The organism is Campylobacter sp. 110 (assembly GCF_002383965.1).
In the GTDB taxonomy this organism is placed as follows: Bacteria; Campylobacterota; Campylobacteria; order Campylobacterales; family Campylobacteraceae; genus Campylobacter_D; species Campylobacter_D coli.
In genome coordinates this window covers 118,142-132,215 of sequence record NZ_NXBD01000015.1, presented here as the reverse complement: position 1 = coordinate 132,215, position 14,074 = coordinate 118,142, and the positions used below count along the sequence as shown (strand labels likewise).

The 14,074-nt window shown below is 32.4% G+C and carries 14 protein-coding genes and 1 pseudogene; all 15 read right to left on the bottom strand.

Translation table 11 applies throughout. From position 1 onward, the window contains the following. Positions 1-30: 30 nt before the first annotated feature. Complete coding sequence (locus tag BGS43_RS01210; RefSeq protein ID WP_096568503.1) at positions 31-486, bottom strand: hypothetical protein; 456 nt, start codon at positions 484-486, stop codon at positions 31-33. Then, positions 486-3,746 (bottom strand): c-type cytochrome biogenesis protein CcsB, encoded by a 3,261-nt coding sequence (gene ccsB / locus BGS43_RS01205; protein WP_096568500.1) that lies wholly within the window; start codon positions 3,744-3,746, stop codon positions 486-488. The genes BGS43_RS01210 and ccsB overlap by 1 nt, the downstream gene beginning before the upstream one ends. A gap of 15 nt (positions 3,747-3,761) precedes the next feature. Continuing rightward, positions 3,762-4,457, bottom strand: a complete 696-nt coding sequence (locus tag BGS43_RS01200; protein WP_002826481.1) for an ABC transporter ATP-binding protein — start codon at positions 4,455-4,457, stop codon at positions 3,762-3,764. Beyond that, complete coding sequence (locus BGS43_RS01195) at positions 4,444-5,214, bottom strand: ABC transporter ATP-binding protein (RefSeq protein WP_002779026.1); 771 nt, start codon at positions 5,212-5,214, stop codon at positions 4,444-4,446. The genes BGS43_RS01200 and BGS43_RS01195 overlap by 14 nt, the downstream gene beginning before the upstream one ends. Further along, positions 5,214-6,254 carry a branched-chain amino acid ABC transporter permease gene (locus tag BGS43_RS01190; RefSeq protein WP_096568497.1) on the bottom strand — a complete coding sequence of 347 codons (1,041 nt, stop codon included), beginning with the start codon at positions 6,252-6,254 and terminating at the stop codon, positions 5,214-5,216. The genes BGS43_RS01195 and BGS43_RS01190 overlap by 1 nt, the downstream gene beginning before the upstream one ends. Before the next feature lie 2 nt (positions 6,255-6,256). Further along, positions 6,257-7,216, bottom strand: coding sequence for a branched-chain amino acid ABC transporter permease (locus BGS43_RS01185; RefSeq protein ID WP_002779036.1), 960 nt, complete (start codon positions 7,214-7,216; stop codon positions 6,257-6,259). Positions 7,217-7,223: 7 nt separating this feature from the next. Next, positions 7,224-8,333 carry an ABC transporter substrate-binding protein gene (locus BGS43_RS01180; RefSeq protein WP_002779043.1) on the bottom strand — a complete coding sequence of 370 codons (1,110 nt, stop codon included), beginning with the start codon at positions 8,331-8,333 and terminating at the stop codon, positions 7,224-7,226. Positions 8,334-8,342: 9 nt separating this feature from the next. Beyond that, entirely contained in the window at positions 8,343-9,458 is a 1,116-nt protein-coding gene (locus tag BGS43_RS01175) for an ABC transporter substrate-binding protein (protein WP_038853947.1), read from the bottom strand. 35 nt (positions 9,459-9,493) lie between these two features. Beyond that, positions 9,494-9,925 (bottom strand): c-type cytochrome, encoded by a 432-nt coding sequence (locus tag BGS43_RS01170; protein WP_002779047.1) that lies wholly within the window; start codon positions 9,923-9,925, stop codon positions 9,494-9,496. 9 nt (positions 9,926-9,934) lie between these two features. Continuing rightward, a pseudogene (locus BGS43_RS01165) lies at positions 9,935-10,134 on the bottom strand (mini-MOMP protein). A 53-nt stretch (positions 10,135-10,187) separates the two neighbouring features. Continuing rightward, entirely contained in the window at positions 10,188-10,694 is a 507-nt protein-coding gene (locus tag BGS43_RS01160; RefSeq protein WP_002824904.1) for a YqhA family protein, read from the bottom strand. A 13-nt stretch (positions 10,695-10,707) separates the two neighbouring features. Then, a complete protein-coding gene (locus tag BGS43_RS01155) occupies positions 10,708-11,739 on the bottom strand; it encodes an aspartate-semialdehyde dehydrogenase (RefSeq protein WP_025399013.1) in 1,032 nt (343 codons plus the stop codon). Continuing rightward, complete coding sequence (locus BGS43_RS01150) at positions 11,739-13,037, bottom strand: sigma-54-dependent transcriptional regulator (protein ID WP_025399014.1); 1,299 nt, start codon at positions 13,035-13,037, stop codon at positions 11,739-11,741. Before BGS43_RS01150 ends, BGS43_RS01155 begins: the two co-directional genes overlap by 1 nt. Positions 13,038-13,085: 48 nt before the next feature. After that, entirely contained in the window at positions 13,086-13,535 is a 450-nt protein-coding gene (flgQ, locus tag BGS43_RS01145; protein ID WP_002786470.1) for a flagellar assembly protein FlgQ, read from the bottom strand. Further along, entirely contained in the window at positions 13,511-14,032 is a 522-nt protein-coding gene (gene flgP, locus BGS43_RS01140) for a flagellar assembly lipoprotein FlgP (protein ID WP_002779060.1), read from the bottom strand. The genes flgQ and flgP overlap by 25 nt, the downstream gene beginning before the upstream one ends. Positions 14,033-14,074 lie beyond the last annotated feature (42 nt).

Below are 14,074 nucleotides of genomic sequence, written 5' to 3'. Positions count from 1 at the left end.
CACATACGCTTAAAAAATTTAAATCTGGTTTTATTTCTCTTCTTTGATTTTTCTTTTTGCTAAACCCATCTGCTCATAGGCATCGATTTCTTTTTTGTAAGAAGCAGAAATTTTTTTAAGCTCTTGATTTAAAAAACTTACAGTTTGAGGGCTAGCTTTTGGGTTAGCAGCTAAAGCGGATGCAAATTCTAATTTATTTTTTGTTTTTTCATCTAATTCTTTAGAAGTTTTAGAGCCTAGCTTATGTGTTTGAACAAAGAGCTTTACCAACTCCTTTAAATCACGATCGCTATATTTTAAATCACTCGCCGCTGCTATCATCTTATTTAAATCATTATCAAATTTGCGGGCTTTAGCTGTATTCTCAGTATTTTTTTGTTTTTTATTTTTCTTTTTATTATCACTGAGAATCAAATAAGCTATCAAACTCAAAAAGAGGAGCAAAGCTCCAGAGGTGCAAATAATCACCCAAAAAATATGGCTCATTAAAGTTTGCCTACAAACTCACGCTTTCTTCTTGCAAGTAATGCTAAAACAATCATAATCACAACTCCCCAATAAACATAACTAGGAATTTGAGCAGCTTCTCCTGCAGCATAAGAGTGCAAACCTACTAAGAAATAATTTACTCCAAAATAAGTCATAATAACAACCCAATAAGCAAACATACTCCATAATGCAAAGGTAAATTGATTAGAATATTTTGGAATCATTCTAATATGCAAAATAGCCGCATAAACCAAAATACTTACCAAAGCCCAAGTTTCTTTTGGATCCCAACTCCAATATCTACCCCAACTCTCATTGGCCCAAATTGCACCTAAGAAATTTCCAACAGTAAGCAAACAAAGTCCAAAAATCATTGACATTTCATTAATTCGAGTTGCTTCTGTGATATTTCTTAAAATACTTTGATTGTATTGATTGTTTTCTTTTAAAAAACACATTAACAATAAAGTAAAAATTCCAAGCAAAGAACAAAGCCCTAAAAATCCATAGCTAGCAGTAATAACTGACACATGGATACTAAGCCAATACGAATTAAGCACTGGCATAAGATTTGTAATTTGTGGATTCATCTCACTTAAGTGAGCCACAGCTAAAACAATACCCGCAAGTATAGAAGTCAAAGATAAAGCAATCGGACTTTTTCTAGAAAAGAAAATTCCTGAAAGAGATAAAGCCCAAGCTATATAAACCATACTCTCATATCCATTACTCCAAGGAGCATGATCTGCTAAGTAAGCACGCAATCCAAGTCCTACAGTATGGACTATAAAGGCTAAAATATTTAAAATATAAACGACTTTAAATATAAGAGAAATTTTAAGTTTTGGCGCAACCATTTTAATCAAAAGAACAATCAACAATAAAAATCCCGCGATTAAATATACAGGAGCAAGTTTGACAAAAATTTCAGCTTTATTTGAAAAAATTTCCATCTCTATTTTTGTTTTATTAGGCATAACCTCATGCCCTATTTTCTCTTGATATTGTTTGATAAAACCTAAAGCTTCATTAGCTCTTGTCCAATTTCCATCATGAAAAGCTGAGTCCACAGAAGAAAAATAATTTTTTATAAGTGTAAAAACAAACTGACCCTCTTCATCCTTAAGTGTTGTAATAGCAGAAAAAGGAGCCAACCATGCATTATTGTCATGATTTTGTATAGGAATAAATTTAAAAAGTTCTCCGCTAAAAACCAAATTTACAACATTTGCTCTTTCATCTAAATAAATGATTTCTTTATCAAATACCCCTCTAGCATTTGGGTTTTTGCGGTTAGCATTTTCCACATATTTTTGAAGTTTGTAGCGATTATTAGCATCAAAGAAATCCTTATATTTGACATATTTTAATTCTGGAGAAATTTCTAAAATTTCAGCGATAGCCTCACGAACATTTTTATTGCTTGGCATTAAAATAAAGGCTTCATTTTGCCATAAATCTACATTGATAAGCATTGAAAGCATTATAGCGCTTGCTTCTTGTCCTTTATAGTCTGCACTCTTATGAATTTTTTCCAAAATTTCTCTAGCTAAAGTATCAAAAGGTATCATTCTACCATCTACAGATTTTTGCACGATAAGGGCTTTAAGCTCTTTAACATGTGCTTTATCCACTATAGGTATATTTTGCTCTAAGCTTATATTTAAATCTTGAGCAAGCATTTTATCTGCTCCAAATAAAGCTACAAATAAAGCCAAAACACTAGCAGTATGCTTCAGAGCGTCTTTGTTGATAAGTCTTGCTAGAGTTCTAAATCTTGAATGTGGGTTTAAGAAATTTAAAAACATACCTAAACAAAGCAAGAAATAACCTATATATGTAGGAATTTTACCCGGGTCTTTATTGACTGATAATATCGTCCCTTTTTCATCCTGATCGTAAGAACTTTGATAAAATCTATAACCCTTATAATCTAACACATTATTCATGAAAATCCTATAATCGAAATTATCTTCATTATTTTTAACCGTAATTTCACTTGCATAAGAAGCAGGAGACATAGATCCAGGATAACGATCTATAACAAAATCTCTTAAATAAATTTCAAAAGGCAATTGCTCATATGCAAGCGCCCAAGAAATAAAGAATTTTTGCCCAGCAAGTTCTACTACAGTAGGTTTATTGTATTCAAATACGTAAAATTCTTTACTTTCATTCTTATACTCTAACTGAAGTTTTAACGCATGTCTTCCTTTTAATTCCAAAGCCTGATAATCCTTACTCATAGCAAAATCTTTAAAATTCGTAAGCCAAGAAGCTTTCCAGTTTTGTGGCTCCCCAAAGCTTGATATCATTATAGTTCTTGCAAATTCTAACCAAGCTGATTTAAACCATAGCCAAAAGCTTTCATCTTGCGGTCTATTGACGCCTTGAATTTCTTGAGCTCCATGCAAAGAAGCAAATTTCACTACAAAATTTAAATTATCCAAACTATACAATCTAAGATCTTTAGCATCTGCCTTTTCGCCAATTTTAAGAGTTGAATTCTCGCCTTTTTTCATGTTGAAAACGCTTAAATTTTCGCTTGAGCTTAATTTTAAATTTTTATCTATTTTGATATAAGGTTTAGCCACATCATCATTCATAAAGGCGAAATTAATTCCATTGATATTTTGTACCCCTCCTGATCTAAATTCCAAATTTGCACCTTGGGAATTTTTTTCAGAAATAGTCAAAACAAGCAAGGGTGAAGAAACATTATCTTCTTTATAAGTATAATCTGCATCTAAAATTAAATTTTCATATTTTAAAACAGCTTTTTCATCTCCCATATTTAAATTTAATTTAAAAGAATTTGCAAAAGGTAAATTTCCTATGTAACGATCATTTACGGAAGTATAACGCTCGCCATCTTTAATAGTAGAAATTCTTAAAGAGGTTTTAGAGCTTTCAACTAAAGCATTTTGAGTGTGCTCTCGAATCGCTAATAAACCTTCAAAACCACCATAACGAGTCATAGCAGAGCCAAGCAAGATAAAAAGAAAAGAAAAATGAAAAATCATCAAAGGCATTTTTTTTAGAGCAAACATCTTATAACGAAACATTCCAAATAATAAATTTATGCCTAACAAAAGCTGTATATACTCAAACCAAAAACTATCATATACCATTGCCCATGCAGTAGGTGCACCATAAGCACTCTCTATAAAGGTTGCCAAACCACAAGATAAAGCAAAAAGCAAAAATAAAACTATAGAAATTCTTAAATCACCCACACTTTTAATAATATTTTTCATATCCTAACCTCTGTATCATAATCCTAAATATTTTTTTCTAATATTGTCATCGCCTATGAGTTTTTTAGCCTCACCTTGCATTGCAATAAGTCCATTTTCTAAAACATAAGCATAATCACTTATCTTTAACGCAGAGTAAGCATTTTGCTCCACTAAAAGTATAGTAATGCCCTCTTCCTTTAAACGCACTATGATATCAAAAACCTCTCCAACTATCTTAGGAGCAAGTCCAAGCGAGGGCTCATCAAGCATTAAAAGCTTAGGTTCGCTCATCAAAGCTCTTGAAATAGCAAGCATTTGAGCTTCCCCTCCACTTAAATTTCCTGCCATAGTATGTTTTTTGCTCGCAAGTCTTGGAAATAACTTATACATTTGCTCTCTTAAGTGCTCATAGTTTTCACTATTATTATAAGCACCTATTTTTAAATTTTCTTCGACGCTAAGATTGATAAAAACGCGCCTTCCTTCAGGTACTAAAGCTATACCTTTTTGCACCAAAGTATGAGTTAAATGCCTTTTTGTATCATAACCTAAAAAATTTATTTCTCCGGTTCGTTTTACTGCATTTAAAAGCGCATTGAGAGTAGAAGTCTTTCCTGCTCCATTAGAGCCAATAAGAGAAACTATATGACCTGTTTCTACTTTAAAATCTATACCCTTAACTGCTTCAATCAAGCCATAATAAACATGCAAATTTTTAACTACTAGCATCAAAATCTCCCAAATAAGCAGCAATTACCTCTTTGTGATTTACAGCATCACTTATTTTTCCTTCAAAAATAGTCTTACCATAATCAAGCACCAAAACTTTATCACAAAGCCTATTAACAAATTTCATATCGTGCTCTATAAGCAAAACGCTGATCTTATAGTCTTTTCTAAGCTTTAAAATAAGCTCTGCTAATTCATCGCTTTCGCTAGAATTCATACCTGCAGCAGGTTCATCAAGTAAAAGAAGTTTTGGGTTTGTAGCCATAGCTCTTGCAATTTCAACTTTTCTTTGCTGACCATAACTTAAACTCGTAGCTTTCTCATCTGCAAATTCACTAATACCGAGTTCTTCTAAAAGCTTATAAGCTTTATTTTTAAATTCTTGCTCAACCCTATGGAAACGACCTAAATGCAAAAAAGCTTCCAAAACGCTATATTTCATTTGTTTATCAAAACCTATCATAACATTTTCAAGCACACTCATACTTGAAAATAATCTAATGTTTTGAAAGGTTCTTGCTATGCCTAAATGCACAATTTTATGAGGCTTTAAATCGTTAATTTTCTTATTTTGAAAAAATACTTCTCCACTTGTTGGTTTATAATTGCCTGTAATAATATTAAAAAGTGTTGTTTTGCCCGCACCATTAGGACCAATTAGAGCAAAAATTTCACCCTCTTTAATATGAAAAGAAGTTTCATTAATAGCTCTCACTTCCCCAAATTTTTTAGTAATATTCTTAAGCTCCAAAATCATTATTTAAGTCCTTTTTTAGAAGGTCTTTTAAAGAAGGAATTAAGCTCTCTATCGCCAAAAATTCCGCGTCGTGCAAAAAGCATAACTAAAATAAGAATTAGAGAAAAAACCACCATTCTAAGTCCTGGCATAGAACCCATATCGATACCTAGAAAATCGATTTTAATCTGCATTTCATCTAAAAATCTTAACCACTCTCTTCCACCTATAATCAAAATAGCTCCCAAAATAGCTCCCGTAGTAGAACCTAAGCCGCCTAAAACTATAATTATAAGCAACATAAAAGTAAATTCAAAACCAAATTGTTCTGGAGAAACAGAGGCAAGAAGACAAACCAAAAGTCCTCCACCTACGCCCTCTAAAAAAGCAGAAGTTCCAAAAGCAAGAGTTTTAGTCCAAAAAGCATTTACTCCCATAGCGCTTGCAGCGTCTTCATCATCCCTAATTGCTTTCATTGCCCTGCCAAATTTAGAATAAACCAAATTTAAAATCAAAATAACAGATATAATCGCCACTCCACCTGTCCAATAAAGATTTGAAAGCAAAGGAATACCATTTAAGCCCATAGATCCATTTGTCCAACTTGGAAAATTAATCGCTAATTTTTGGATAATAATACCAAAACCTAAAGTTACAATAGCTAGATAATCCCCTCTTACACGAAAAACAGCAAAAGCAAGGATTAAAGATAAAACACAAGCGCTAAAGCCAGCGAATAAAAGTGCTAAGATGAAAGAATTTGTATGCAAAGCTAAAATGATAGGATTTGGGTCTTCTAAACTGAATAAATCTAATTTTTGTTCCGAGCTTAAAAGCACTAGAGCCGCAGCATAAGCACCTACTGCTATAAAACCATTTGGCTCTAAAGAAAACTGACCTGTGACGCCATTGATTAAATTATAACTTACTGCTAAAGTAATATAAATAGCAATTTGATTTAATATACCAATACCATAGCCATCAAAAAATTGTGGAGCAAGCATAATAAAAGCAATAGCTAAAACAATATAAACTAAAGCTGAAATTTTAATTTTTACCATTTTTAAAACCTACTCTTTTCAAAATTTATGCCCAAAATTCCCGTTGGTCTAAAAAGTAAGATAAACACAAGAAAAATAAAAGCAAAAGCATCCTTAAAACCCGAAAGCTCTGGAAAGAAAGCCACGGCCATAACTTCAGTCAATCCTATAATGAGCCCTCCTAGAACCGCCCCTACTACAGAGCCAATCCCTCCTAAAACTGCTGCTGCAAAGGCCTTAAGTCCAACTAAAGTCCCCATGGTAGGATAAGCAGAATAGTAATTACTCGACCAAAAAATCCCTGCTAAAGCAGCTAAAGCAGATCCTAAAGCAAAAACAATGGCAATAATTCTATTTGCATTAATTCCCATTAAATTTACAGTTTGTATATCAAAAGCCAAAGCACGAATGGCTATGCCGTATTTACTTTTATAAAGGATAAAAAGGACTCCAAGCATTACTACTAGAGTTACTAAAGGTACAAGCAACGAACCTAAAGTTGTACTAACACCGCCTATGCTAACCAAAGTTTCAAATATTGGTGGTGCTGGAAATTGCTGTTCGGTTGAAGTAAAAATCACATTAAAAAGATTTTGTAAAAAAAAGCTAATACCGATTGCAGTTATCAACAATGAAATTCTAGGAGCTTTTCTTAAAGGCTTATAGGCAATTTTATCTATCAATATTCCCACAATAGAAGAAAAGATCATAGAAGCCACAAGTGCAGCTGCAAAAATAACAACAAGATATTTTCCAAGCTCATCGCTACCAAAAAAAGTTTGATTTAAATGATTGATAATTGGAGAAAAAAAATTTATCAACAAAAGGGCTATATAAGCACCCACCATCATAATATCACCGTGTGCAAAATTGATCAGCCTTAATACACCATATACCATGGTATAGCCCACGGCAATAAGTGCGTACATACTGCCTAGACTAAGACCATTAACAAGTTGTTGTAAAAATAAAGTAGAGTCCATATTTTTCCTAAGGATTTATAGTATCTTTATAAGTTTGCTTTTGATTTTTAATTTCTTTCACTACCACAGAACGAGTTGCATTTCCGCTTTTATCGATACTAATAACCCCAGAAACTCCTTCATAATTGTTTGTTTGGTGAATTTTTTCATTAATACACTCACTTGTAAGTGTATTTTGGCAAGCATTCATAGCATTAAACATTACAAAATAAGCATCCGCTCCCATAGCTGTAAAATTTGGAACCTCTTTACTTTGATTTTCCTTTGCGTATTTAGCTATAAAATCTTTACTTAGCTGGGTTGTAGGATTGTTTGCATCAAAGCTATCTGTAAAAATATATCCTTCGCTTGCATTGCCTGCTAATTTAATAAAAGTAGCATCTGCAACCCCATCAGCTGAACCCATTGGGGTATTTAAACCTATGAGCTTTGCTTGTCTAACAAACAAAGAAGCTTCACTATAATAAAGCGGAAGGAAAATAAAATCAGGATTTAAAATTTTAATTTGAGTTGCAATAGCTTTAAAATCTTTATCGCCTGAATTTACTCTAAGAGTTTTTAAAATTTCACCACCCTTAGCCTTAAATTCTTTTTCAAAAGCCTTAGCAAGTCCTAAAGAATAATCCGTACTTTGATCAACCACAATCACAGCTTTTTTGTGGTTTAATTTTTCAAAAGCGTATTTTGCCAAAGATGAGCCTTGAAAACTATCCATAAAGCAAACTCTACTTGAATATAATTTGTTTTCTAAAAGCTTATCTCCTGTTGCAGCAGGAGCGATAAGAGGAACTTTATTTTCTTCAGCTATGCGCATTACTTGTAAAGTATTTGCAGTAACCATTTCACCGATAAGTCCTAATACCTTATCTTGATTTACAAGGCGGGTAGCAGCACTTGCGGATTCGATCTTATCTCCCTTGGTATCCAAAACAACAAGATTGATTTTATCTCCGTTAGCTAAAGTGCTTTGCATTTCATTGGCTAATTTTATACCCTCTAAAGCACTTTGTCCATAAGCTGCCGTTGCCCCACTTAAAGGTAAAACAACTCCTAAATTTACTTCTTTTGCTTGTAAACTTAAAGCCAAAGCTGCTGCTAAAATTATTTTCTTTTTCATTACTTTTCCTTATGGATTGATTAAAGTTTTATAAACTTGCTTGCCATCTTGTATTTCTTTTATAACAACAGGACGAATTGCATTACCGCTTGCATCAATGCTAATAATTCCACCCACACCTTCATAATTGCTTGTTTGATGGATTTTTTCATTGATACACTCGCTAGTAAGTGTATTTTGGCAAGCATTCATAGCATTTAGCATTACATAATAAGCATCCGCACCCATAGCTGAAAAAGCTGGAAGATTTGCATTGCCTTTTATTTTTTCATATTCATTGATAAAAGTTTTACCACGAGCAGTAGAAGGGTTACTTGAGTCAAAACTATCTGTAAAAACCACTCCATTTACAGCAGTTGAGCCCAAATCTATAAAAGTTTGATTATTAACCCCATCTCCAGCAGCTAATAATTTATCAAAACCAATTTGTTTAGCTTGTCTAGCAATAAGAGCAGCTTCAGAATGATAAATTGGCATATAAACAAAATCAGGATTTAAACTTTTAAGCTGTGAAACTACAGCTCTAAAATCTTTATCGCCTGAACTGATTGCAAGTTTTTTGATCACCTTACCGCCATTCTCTTTTAAAGATTTTTCAAAAGCTTTTGCAAGTCCTAAAGAATAAACATTACTTTGATCTATAATAACAACAGCATTTTTAAGGTTTAATTCTTTTGTAACATAACTCGCAAATTTATCCCCTTGAAAACTATCGCTAAAGCACACACGAGAAGCGTATTTTTTGCCCTCTAGAAGTTTATCTCCTGAAGCTACTGGAGCAATGAGTGGAATTTTTTTATCTTCTACAATTGATATAGCTTGTATAGTATTTGGCGTGGTAGCCTCTCCTATAATCCCTATAACCTTATCTTGCGCTATAAGACGATTTACTGCACTTGTAGTTTCAAGTTTATCGCCTTTAGTATCAATAACGATTAACTTTACTTCATCACCATTATCTAACTTAGCATTTAATTTATTAGCAAGTTCTATACCATTAAAAAGATCTTGCCCATAAGCAGCCACTGGTCCTGTTAATGGCAACACTACTCCTAAATTAATTGTTTTTGCATATAAACAATTTGCCAAAGCTAAGGCGCTAAAAACTAAAGTAACTTTTTTCATCTTATCCATCCTTTCATTAAATTAAACTCAATATTTTATTTTAAAAAAGTATTATGTTTCGTTTTTTGCGGTGGTTCTTCTTCTAATAAATCTTTCACTTGCAAATCAACAGCAAAATTTCCACCCTTGATATATGCAATGATATTATCCATATCATCGTGGCTTAAATTTCTAGCATAAAAAGCCATTTGTGAAGCATTAGCAGAAGTACTACCATCAAGAGTATAACCCACCAAGGCTGCTTTAATATCCTCAGGAGACATATCTTTTAATACTCTAGAACCTGCGACACTTTTTTCAGCATTATCTCCATGGCAAGTATTGCATTTATTTTTAAAATATAAATCCTTGGCTTGAACCATATCGTATTGTTTATTTGCATCAAAAGTATAAGTAAAAAAAGACTTCAAATTTATACCAAAAAGTGCTACAACAAAAATCGAAAAAATTGTCAAGTAACGAAACATATCCTACCTCTATTTTATAGTGATTTCGGTGCGGTTTGTAACATTGTGTTTTTGTTTTTATTATCTGTTTTTTTAACCCTTTGCGTCTCGTATCTATAGCGCACAACGCCCGAAACTTCAACATCTTTAAAAACTTCATCTAAGGGAGCCGCATAAGAAAAAGTTAAAACATTAATTACTGCCAATAAAATCAAAAATAGCTTTTTCATAATCACCCTTACAAACCAAAATTTTAATTATATCAAAAAAAGATAATCAAGCCTCAATGTCCGCCCTTGTGTAAAAAATAAAGCCCCACACAAACAGCTAAAATAGATCCGGCAAGAAAAGCCATATCTGTAGGAGTAGCAAATTTCATTTGCAATACCCTTTGAAAGAAATTTACTACCAAAACCATGACAATCACTTTTGCAAGCTTATCTTTAAGCTGATCTAAACTATGCACCTCCAAGACTTTACTTTGCTTGGTTTGTTTAAATTCTTCTATCTCGCTAATAAAAAGTTCATACACTCCAAAAGAAAAAATAAATAAAACCAAAGCCATAAGATAAAGATCTACAGCTCCTATAATCAAAGCTACCACATCTTCATGTAAATCAATCTTGATTCCAGCGCTAAAGAAATATTGATAAGTATAAAGAATTACTTTTAAAACATCATAGCTTGCAATAAAAAATAAAACAAAAGCGCCCACAAGACCGAATATTACGGGTAAAATTGTAACAATACGACTTTTAACAAGCAAGGATTCAAAAATTTTCTCTAACACTCTTTTACTCCTTTTATTTATTTTCTAATTCTAACCATTTTTGAGCAATGCGCACTGCATTTGTAGCAGCGCCTACGCGAATTTGATCTGCTACGCACCAAAGATGAAGTATATTTTTATGTGTAACATCTAAGCGAATTCTACCCACATAGGTTTCATTTGTATCGCTAGTCATTAAAGGCATAGGATATTTTTTATCTTTTGGTTCATCTATAACAACAACACTTGGTGCATTTTGGAGTACATCTCTTGCTTTATTTACATCTACTTCTTTTGCAAAATGCATAGTAATTGCTTCACTATGACTTCTTAAAACTGGAACTCTTACACAAGTAGCTGAAATTTCTAAATTTTTATGAAGAATTTTTTGTGTTTCATTGATCATTTTAAGCTCTTCTTTTGTATAGCCATTATCCATAAATACATCAATTTGAGGAATCAAATTAAGTGCTAAAGTATGAGGAAATGTTTGAGCTTCAAATTCATCAAGCTTGAAAGCAAAAAAGCTTTGCATTGCGCGAACCAATTCTTCCATACCTTCCTTACCTGCTCCACTTGCTGCTTGATAGGTACTTACATCCACACGCTTTAAATCAAAAGCATCATTTAAAGGTTTTAAAATATGCACCATTTGTATAGTTGAACAATTTGGATTTGCAATGATACCTGTTTTTTTCCATTCTTTAATATCTTCAGGATTGCATTCTGGAACGACTAAAGGCACATCTTTTTCCATTCTAAAATGACTTGTGTTATCAATTACCACAGCACCTGCTTCTACAGCAAATTTAGCATATTTTTCACTTACACTTCCGCCTGCACTAAAAAAAGCTATATCTACAGGATTTTCTCTAAAAACATCCTCGGTAAGCTCTTTTATTGTATAAGATTTGCCTCTAAATTCTATTTGATTGCCTGCGCTTTTTGCACTAGCCAAAGGCAAAATACTCTCGACTGGAAAATCAAGCTCATCTAATACATTTAAAAGCTCTTCTCCAACCGCACCTGTTGCTCCAACTATAGCTATTTTTTGTTTTTTTGACATTATTTTTCCTTTATTTTGTATTGTTTGATTTTATTGTTTAAATTTTCTATACTCATTCCAAGTTTGTTGCTTGCTTTTTCTTTATCAAATTCACATTGCTCTAAAATTTGCTCTAGCAATTCTTTTTCTAAATTTTTTACATCTTTTTTTACACTTCTTGCTTCTAAAAATAAATCTTGTTCTGAAATTTCTAATCCCTCGCTTAAAATACAAGCACGCTGAACTATAGAAATAAGCTCTCTTATATTGCCTGGAAAATTATATTCAAGCAAAGCTTTTTGAGCTTCTTGACTTAATTTTTTCATTTCGAGCTCATACTCTTTACAAGTATTTTCTAAAACTTTTTGCGCTATGCCCAAAATTTCTTCTTTTCTTTCTCTTAAAGGGGGTATATTAATAGGAACTGTATTTAAACGATAATACAAATCCGATCTAAATTCTCCATTATCGATCTTATCTTGCAAATTTGCATTGGTCGCACTAATAATCCTTACATCTATTTTGATACTTTTAGTACTTCCAAGTCTTGTGATTTCTTTTTCTTGCAAGGCTCTTAAGAGTTTGGCTTGAATTTCATAAGGCATTTCACCTATTTCATCTAAAAATAAAGTTCCATTATTCGCCATTTCAAAAAGTCCTATTTTGGTGGCATTAGCATCAGTAAATGCCCCTTTTTCAAATCCAAAAAGCTCACTTTCTATCAAATTTGAAGGGATGGCAGCCATATTGATAGCCACAAAAGGCTTTTGGGAGCGTTTAGAATTTTGATGAATAAAACGCGAAAAAACTTCTTTACCCACGCCACTCTCGCCAAAAAGCATAACTGATGCATCTGTTTTAGCAGCCTTTTGACTCAAGCTTAAAACTTGTTCTAATTTATCAGAACTCGAGAAAAAACCATTTTCTTGTTTTTCTTCTTGCTTTTTTATTTTTTTATCCGCAGTTTTTTCTCGAATAACTTTTGCACGCTTGATAGCCTCAACCAAAGTTTCTATATCAAAAGGTTTAGTTAAAAAATCCTTCACACCTAAGCGTACCGCTTCTATGGCGCGATTTAAAGTTGCATTTCCTGTCATAATGATAAAATCATATTTATTTTCACAAGCCTTAATAAATTCTAGTCCATCAATTCCAGGCATATTAATATCTGTAATAATCAAATCTGTATCTGAATCAATTTTTTTTAAAGCTTCTGTGGCTGATTTGTAAGATTTTATTTGAAATTCTTCATATTCCCCAAGAGCTATTTCAAGGGATTTTCGCATATTGATATCATCTTCAACAATCACCAAATTCATAACTAGCCTTTGATTTTTTAGCAAATAATAGCAAAATACGGCTTAAATTTACTTTTTTTTAAGATAGTAAATCAAAGCATTTCTTTCTCCAAATTCTACACTAAAACGCAAAGGTAAAATTTTAACATAGGTTTCATTTTGTGCTTTTAACAAGTCTGTTTTGACTATATCTTTTACAGAAATTCTAGCACCCATAAAACAATCACTTAATTCATCTTTATGGGCATTTAAAAAATCAAATTTAATAGCCTTAGGCATATCATCATCTATCATACCCAATTCTGTTCTTGGAAGTTTTTTTAAATCATCATCAGTATAAGAAATTTCGCAAGCAAATTCACTTATAGTATTTTCACTACGCGTCATTGCAGGGGATAAATTTTGACTTTGATGAAAAAGGATTAAATTTTTGTTAGAAAGTTCTGCCCAAAATATAAATTCATCTTGGGCAATTAGTTTAAAACTAAAAAATATTAATAAGCAAACAATTCTTTCCACTTGTCCGCATCAATCTTAAGTTCTACATTAACTCTGTAAAGGCCTTGATTAAAATTCTCATCAATTATGCTAGCATTTTTAATTAAACCATTTACTTGTGCAGTGATGGTTGAGCTTCTAAGCATTGCATCTTTTACAGTATCTTTACCATTAACTTTAACGCCATAAAGCTTACTTGCAAGCTGTCTATAAGCATCTGTAATTGCGGCTCTTTTTGCTAATGCTAAAGCTTGAGCACTTGAAACAGTATTAAGAGGAGCAATTCCTTCTCCTACAGCACTAAAACTAAGCTCACTTTCGCTTACATCAGGAGCTAGCATTTTTTCTTCTCTAATAATATCACGAACATCGTCTTTATCCACTTTTTGAACAACAATATCCGATGCTTGAGCTGAAGTGCTTGGACTATTTGGATTTTTAGCTGTAGTACTGTTTGTACTCGCTGTACACCCTGCAAAAATTCCTGCTATTATTAGCATAAAATAAAATTTTTTCATATTTACACCTTTAAAATATTGTAATTATTTGATAAAAAAGCA